At 49.6% G+C, this 3,862-nt stretch carries 2 protein-coding genes; one reads left to right on the forward strand and one right to left on the reverse strand.

The window, feature by feature from the left end; all coding sequences use genetic code 11:
• The coding region (locus QZP87_RS12735) for a hypothetical protein (RefSeq protein WP_291323301.1) at window positions 1–1,317 on the reverse strand (1,317 nt) is incomplete at its 3' end.
• A 773-nt stretch (window positions 1,318–2,090) separates the two neighbouring features.
• Here QZP87_RS12735 and QZP87_RS12740 point away from each other — a divergent pair.
• The gene (locus tag QZP87_RS12740; protein ID WP_291323302.1) at window positions 2,091–3,569 is read left to right on the forward strand and encodes a B12-binding domain-containing radical SAM protein; all 1,479 of its coding nucleotides are present in this window, start codon (window positions 2,091–2,093) and stop codon (window positions 3,567–3,569) included.
• The last annotated feature ends 293 nt before the right edge of the window (window positions 3,570–3,862 follow it).

The following is a 3,862-nucleotide window of genomic DNA, read 5'->3' on the forward strand; positions in this document are numbered from 1 at the left end:
GAGATCTTTGATGGCCATCTGGCGAATGGGTCCTTCATATCCTGAGAGCTGGATTTTGTGGTCCAGGATACGTGGAGTTCGGTAAGCCCGGGTAACGTTTTTCAGTTCAATCTTTCTCCAGGCTGAGAGGGACTCTTTGTTAATGGAATCCAGGATTTTTTTGGTGCGTCGTCTTAAGGTGATAAAGCAGATGCCCATCTGGTTCAATTCGTTCAGATTGGGATAGGTGGTCAGCTTGGAATCAAAAATGAGTTCCTGGGGATAGTGGCCGGTTCGTTCTTTCCAGAATTTTGCAAAAGACAGGATCTCGTCATTTTGATCGTTCTTTCTCACATCAGCGTTGGCATAGCAGAACACCCTGTTGTCGCCGTCCTGGGCCAGAAAGGCCAGAATGCCTTTTTGTCTCCGGCTGCGTTTGGATACATAGTGCTTTTCCATTATTGCGTCTTCGCCGTGAAAGGGGATGGTGTGAAAGTCCAGATCGAAGGAAGATCCTCTCGCAAGTCCCAGACTGCTTAAAGCATCAAACCAGGCGGACATTAGTTTTGGATAGACAGCTGGATCAATTCTGCAGCTGTATTCCGTAAGGAAGGTCCGTTTTGGGATTTTGTTTAGACCGGCAAAAAGAGCCAGGCCTTCATCCAGGACTTCACTCATGACATGGCTTGATCGGGCATTGCCAAATAGTTTCAGGGCCAGTAGAGATCGCATTGCATGGCCTGCTGGGATCTGTACTGATCCTGGGAGCTTTGCCTGGTTCATGATCTGGTCGAATGGCAGTTTGGCCAGATAGGGTATAAAGAGAAAAAGTCCGCCGAATTTGGTGCGAAAATTTCTTGCCGATAGATCCAGGTTTCTAACGTCAGCTGGTTCAACGGCTTCTGGGCCTGTATAGTGTGGTTTTTCCTCGTCTCGTCTTCTTGGCAGCTTGGCAAACCCCTCTTCTTTGAGGATGGTGGATATGGCAGGCGGGCTTATTTGTACCCCCGTTTCCTTGAGTTGCTCTTTGATATCGTAGATAGAGAGGTTTTTCTTTCTCAGGGCCACGATTTTGTCCCGGACTTTGTCTTTTTTCTTGGGGGCATGTGGTCCCTTTGATGGAGGACAGAAGAATTGCCGGTCAGGGTTTTGCCGGAATTGATGACACAAGACCCGGAAGCTACCCGGTGAATAACCGAATTTTCTGGCCGCTTCTTCAGAAGAGAGCTTGTCTACAAAGTATGCCCTGAGGGCTTCATACTGACGATGGGTGGAGTTTTTAGGTTCCAGAAAGAAGCGGCTTGTCTTTGTTAGCTCTTCATCTTTACCGTTGAACATGCTTCCACTATGTCGAAATCAAGACAGCTTGTCAACCTAAAAATAGACGCAAGTAAACTGTTGATTTTTATAGATTATCCATGGCTTAAAATAATGGTATATATAAACCTTCATTATAGCTCAGTGGCAATGTGTTTATAGGTTAAAATTGAAGATAACAAAGTTGAAGGGTTTGGCCAGCAAAAACAAAGAGTTAGAAGCAAGGATAGTTAGGAAGGTTAGGCTTGGCGGTAATCCAGGCTAGAAAGGCGTTGCCCGCCCGTCTGCCAGACAGGCAAACTTGTATGGTTCCGCCCCCCCTGAATGGTTACCCGCAACCAGCTTTTTTCACCGGAGACTGTCCGGCTTATATCCCTCCAGGACCTGTAACCCTTGAGCACTTCCGGCAGTGCCGCCAGAAAAAAAGGCTAACCTGCTAAAATCTTCGCCCGGCACATATTAAATTGCAAAAAGGGGGCTTGAATTTCTCATTTCAATGCATTACATTCCAGTGTGCCTTATAGTTGAAGGCTTATGTATCAAGGGCAAGACAACCTGTATGCCCCTGTGTCGATTTTTTTAACTGCATCAAATCGTAACAGTTCAGCCATTTGCATGTAGCACTGGGAGTGGCTCTCCCCGCACTTATTTTTAAAACCTGTCAATACTTTTTCAAAAAAATGAGTGCAGGGGTGCCAGCCCCCTGCTTTCCTTAAAAAAGGGCTGAACTGTTACATCAAATCAATCCCTGTATCCCAGGGCCTCTGCATAAAAAGAGAAAGGCGGTATTATTTATGCGCACATTAATGGTGTACCCTCAATATCCTGACACATTCTGGAGTTTTAAGCATGCCCTGCGCTTTATTTCCAAGAAAGCGGCCTATCCTCCCACCGGCCTGCTCACTGTGGCAGCCATGCTCCCTGGGGAATGGGAGAAAAGGGTTGTGGATCTCAATGTTGAGAGCCTTAGCGACTCGGACATAGAATGGGCGGACATGGGTCTGGTCAGTGCCATGCTGGTCCAGGACAAAAGCGCCCGGGAAGTCATAAGCCGCAGCAAGGAAAAAGGCAAAACAGTTGTGGCCGGTGGTCCGGCCTTTACCTCACAGCCTGAAAGCTACCCCGAAGTGGACCACCTTATCCTGAACGAGGCAGAAACAACCCTGCCCTTGTTTCTAAAGGACCTGGAGATGGGTAAACCTGAGCGGATATACACTTCCCAGGAACGCCCCGCACTGGACCGCACCCCGGTACCGGAATGGTCACTCATCGACATGCGCAAGTACGCCTCCATGGCCATTCAGTATTCCAGGGGATGCCCTTACCAGTGCGAATTCTGCGACATTGTTATAATGAACGGCCGCCGCCCCAGGACCAAGTCGCCGGAACAGATGATAAACGAGGTGGAGACCCTGTACAATGCCGGCTGGCGAGGTTCCCTGTTTATAGTGGACGACAACTTCATTGGCAACAAGCGCAAAGTCAAAAAAATGCTTGCCAGCCTCAAAGAGTGGCAGGCTGAGCACGATTACCCCTTTGTTCTTTTTACCGAGGCCAGTGTGGAGCTGGCTGATGATCAGGAACTTATGGACCTCATGCGCCAGTCCAATTTCAACAAGGTCTTTCTGGGCCTGGAAACGCCCAACAAGGAGAGCCTGCAGGAGTGCGGCAAGAATCAGAACAGCAGCCGCGACCTGGTCCAGGCGGTGGAGACCATTCACCAGAACGGAATGCTGGTCATGGGAGGATTTATTGTCGGCTTTGACAATGACAATGAAAGCATTTTCGAATCCCAGATCCGCTTTATCCAGCAAAGTGGAGTGGTCACGGCCATGGTGGGCCTTTTGGGAGCCCTGCCCCGGACCAGGCTCTGGGAGCGCCTGCAGAAGGAAGGCCGCCTTCTTTATACCCCCACCGGGGAAAACACCGACGGCAGCCTGAACTTCATCCCCAGGATGGGCACGGAAACCCTGCTGGCCGGTTACCGGGACATCGTATCCACAATATATTCTCCCAGATACTATTATCAGCGCATTGAGACCTTTCTCAAGAGCTACAGGCCAACATCCCGGTCCAGGATCAACCGCCACGACATCATTGCCCTGTGGCGCAGCATCTGGCGTATCGGTATCTTTTCCAGAAGTGCGCCCTGGTTCTGGAAGGTGCTGATAAAAACCGCACTCACCAAGACCAGAGCCCTGCCCGAGGTGGTGGAGCTGAGCATCTTCGGGCATCATTTCCAGCGCATTTACAAGCGCTGCCGCAATACCTGATCCTGCTTCAGGAAAACCCGGCACTCAGACATGCCTCAGTGCCGGGTTTTTTCTCGATTTTCCGCATTCCGTTCACCCAGCCCGTTTTGCCTTTTACCTTAAAAAAGACAGCTTTTGTCTTGACCTGCCTGAGTGCTCACAATTATTCTTTTTGTAAAATTCAAAGCAAACCAGGGCCAAACATCCAGGGAGGCGAATCGTGTCCGGCAGCATAGGCAACAACCAGCATCAGCACTGTCTTGATACAGCAAGGAATAAAATCCACGGTTCGCTACCCCGGACCATCAAACTAC

Source organism: Desulfonatronospira sp. (genome assembly GCA_003563255.1).
Lineage (GTDB): Bacteria > Desulfobacterota > Desulfovibrionia > Desulfovibrionales > Desulfonatronovibrionaceae > Desulfonatronospira.

Bases quoted from the DNA above. Each gene is read 5' to 3' on its own strand.
- QZP87_RS12740 (WP_291323302.1), top strand. From the start codon at position 2,091: ATGCGCACATTAATGGTGTACCCTCAATATCCTGACACATTCTGGAGT.